Raw genomic sequence first — 3,336 nt, 5'->3', positions numbered from 1 at the left:
CTGGGTAGTAGTTTGACTACCGCTGCAACCTTGGGTGTGGCGTTTATTGGCATGAGTAATGCCTTTGATGCCAATGTAGCGATAGCAGCTGGTGCTGTCGTCTCAGGAGCGTTCTTTGGCGATAAGATGTCTCCCTTGTCTGATACCTGTACCATCGCATCCTCTGTTGTCGGTATTGACCTGTTTGAACACATTCGCAATATGATGTACACCACCGTTCCTGCTTGGATACTCACAGTTATCTTGTTTTGGATGTTCTCAGGTCAGACAGCGGGTTCTGATCTTAGTCAGGTAACTATTCTACAAGGGCAGCTGATCGACAGTGGCTTGGTACAAAACTATGCGGTATTACCGTTTGTGGTGTTGGTCGGACTGGCTGTCTTTCGAGTCAACGCCATCTATACGATTATCTGTACCATCGCTGTGGCGCTTATCATCACTTATATACACAGCAGCCCAAGCTTTGGACAATTAGGCGGCTATCTGTTTGCAGGGTATGCACCTGCTGAGTCATTAGAGCTGGGTGAAGTAGGGGGAATGCTGTCACGTGGCGGTGTACAAAGTATGTTCTTTACGCAAGCGATTGTGATATTGGCACTTAGTCTCGGCGGGTTGCTCACGGCATTGGGTGTGTTACCAGCATTGTTATCTGGTATCAAAGACACGTTGACGACATCAGGACGGGCTATCTTTGCAGCAGCGATGTCAGCACTGAGCATCAATGTGCTCATCGGTGAGCAGTATTTAAGTATTTTACTGTCAGGGACGGCTTTTCGTTCGACGTTTGAGCGTTTGAACTTACATCCAAAGAATCTGTCTCGTACGATTGAGGATGCGGGGACGGTGATTAATCCATTGGTGCCTTGGAGTGTGTGCGGAGTGTTTATCAGTCAGGCATTAGGGGTGCCGGTATTGGATTACCTGCCTTATGCGTTTTTCTGTTATTTGTCGTTACTACTAACGCTGCTCTTTGGCTTTACGGGAGTGACTATTAGTCGTCGTTTGGATTAGGTGAGTTATTTAGTCGTCGTTTGGATTAGGTGAGTTATTATTGAATACAACCTTTTTCTAAATGAAAGTATTTCATTCAATTTTTACCAATAGACTTTCAAAGATTGGTAGTAATTCCCTCAAGAGAAGTACTCAAAATATTATCCTTTCTTATTATTGGCATAAATTAACGCATCAATCGTGTTTATGCCAAGCCATAAAGTTGTGACAATCAGGTTTTTCTATTTCTTCTTATCCAAAGACTTTTACTTGGTTGTGAATATTTCTAATAAACGTGCTTTTAGGTTTAATATGTGTGTATAATAAAATCTACTAATTAATGTTAATTTTTGTAATAAGTATGGTGTGTCATTTCTGCTAATAAGAATTAGTTATTGATGTATTACTGCCATAGATGTCTCAAAATTTAATAGTTGCCTTAAAGCAGTTTAACGGCTAAGTTAGTTAACTAGTAATTGGAATTTAGTTTAGTATTGTTAAGTAACGAATGTATTTCATCGATTAAATTAATTTATTGAATCATAACCACATGGATAGGGAAGAATATGTCAAATATTAATGAGTCTTTACAAGAGTTAATGAGCCTTGATGGCGCTATGGGCGGCTGTATCGTCGACTATATGTCAGGCATGGTACTGGGTATGACTGGTGGCGGTGTTGATCTAGAGCTTGCTGCTGCAGGCAACTCACAAGTCGTCAAAGCGAAAGTCGCTACCATGAAGTCACTTGATATCAAAGGTGAGATTGACGATATCTTAATCACGTTAGAGTCACAACTACACATCATCCGTCCTGCATCTAAGCATGAAGATTTGTTTATCTATTTGGTGCTTGATAAGGCTAAAGCCAATCTTGCACTAGCACGTCGTAAAGTACAGTCAGTGGAAAACAATCTAGAACTATAATTTGGTTGGCAATATTCAACCTAATGAATGCTGATCGATATGTTCTTGTTGCTTTTACTTTATTGAAGATTATGAGCAACAAGATCATATTCGTTATATAAACCTATTGCATAACGAATGTGATCTTTATGTCCGACAATGAGTTAACTGATCCTTAGATGTCTTATTAAATGGTGGTAAAATGAAATGTATTGCATACGTTAGCAGAGCACCTATCAGCAGAGCGTCAATTCGTGAACATAGTGTTCGTATGCCTACAGGGTTATCAGAGATTATTAGTGCCTCTCGTGAGCATAACCCAAAGTCGCAAATTACTGGGATCGTCTCTTATCGTGAAGGTCAGTATTTCCAAGTATTAGAAGGGCCAAATTTTGAAGTAGACAAACTCATGGCTAAGATAGCTGCCGATCCTAGACACGAAGATATTTGGGCTTTTTTGGACGTAGATATTATTGAACGTAGCTTTCCCAATTGGGGTGTTAGTGTATTCAACTTTGTAGATCAAGGTGTTTTCTTTAGTACCTTTGTAGAGAACCATAGAATCATTTTCAATAACTTTGATGACTATCAAAAAAAACGTATTAAGCCTTTTATTGATATAGATAAAATCGACACAGTTCCTGATGAATACTATCAAGGTAAGAACTTGCGATTATTGTCATGGCCTGACCTGAATAATGAAAGTAATCCTCAAATGATTATGAATCTATGTATCAAATTGACCAAAAAACCGTATCCATTTAACTTTTTGGCAGATAGTGGCGAATTTGGCACACCTCAACAAGTCACACAAATTGTCAGAGAGTTTGAACGATCAGGCATCTTAAGCGTCACAGAAGCTGAGCCATTAGTAGAGAAAGCAGTGGTCAGTGAGAAAAAGCCTAATAAATTTTATGGCGCGATCAAAAAATTCTTAGGAATGAGGTAAAAAATTGAACTATCAGAAGCTAGCTATCATTGGTGAAGTGGGTGCCGGAAAAACTCAATTGGTCCAAACACTGAGTGAAATCAGTCCTATCGAGACAGAAGCGAAGTCTAGTATCGATATCGGTAAAGAGTACACCACAGTCGGCATTGATTACGGACGGATCACACTGTCGGATGACATGGCTTTAGGCATCTATGGCGTACCAGGACAAGAACGTTTTTCCTTTTTATGGGAATTCGTCAACCAGTCTCTGTGGGGACTACTCATATTGATTCGCTATGGTGAAACCCCTGATTATGCCAATATGGATAAACTGCTCACCTTCTTCGAACCAGAAAAAAACGAGACCACTTGTGTCATCGCTATCACCCACTGTGAAGATGCTGATAAGGAGAGTCTATCAGCACTTGGTCAAGAAATCAGAATCATGTTGATGCAGCACAATGTAGTGGCCCCCGTGATCAACACCGATCCTAGAAGTAGAGAGTCCGC

4 protein-coding genes are annotated in these 3,336 nt (G+C 40.3%); all 4 read left to right on the top strand.

What is annotated here, in order from left to right; genetic code table 11:
• The coding region (locus DFP82_RS14590) for a Na+/H+ antiporter NhaC family protein (RefSeq protein WP_110924445.1) at positions 1-1,011 on the top strand (1,011 nt) is incomplete at its 5' end.
• A gap of 545 nt (positions 1,012-1,556) precedes the next feature.
• A complete protein-coding gene (locus DFP82_RS14585) occupies positions 1,557-1,916 on the top strand; it encodes a hypothetical protein (RefSeq protein WP_110924444.1) in 360 nt (119 codons plus the stop codon).
• A gap of 181 nt (positions 1,917-2,097) precedes the next feature.
• Positions 2,098-2,844: a BLUF domain-containing protein gene (locus tag DFP82_RS14580; RefSeq protein WP_110924443.1), complete on the top strand. Its 747-nt coding sequence runs from the start codon at positions 2,098-2,100 to the stop codon at positions 2,842-2,844.
• 4 nt (positions 2,845-2,848) lie between these two features.
• On the top strand, positions 2,849-3,336 hold a 488-nt coding region (locus tag DFP82_RS14575), incomplete at its 3' end, for a GTP-binding protein (protein WP_110924442.1).

Source organism: Psychrobacter fozii, from assembly GCF_003217155.1.
GTDB lineage: Bacteria > Pseudomonadota > Gammaproteobacteria > Pseudomonadales > Moraxellaceae > Psychrobacter > Psychrobacter fozii.
Note: the sequence above shows the minus strand (reverse complement) of the source record. Positions and strands in the feature narration are given on the sequence as shown.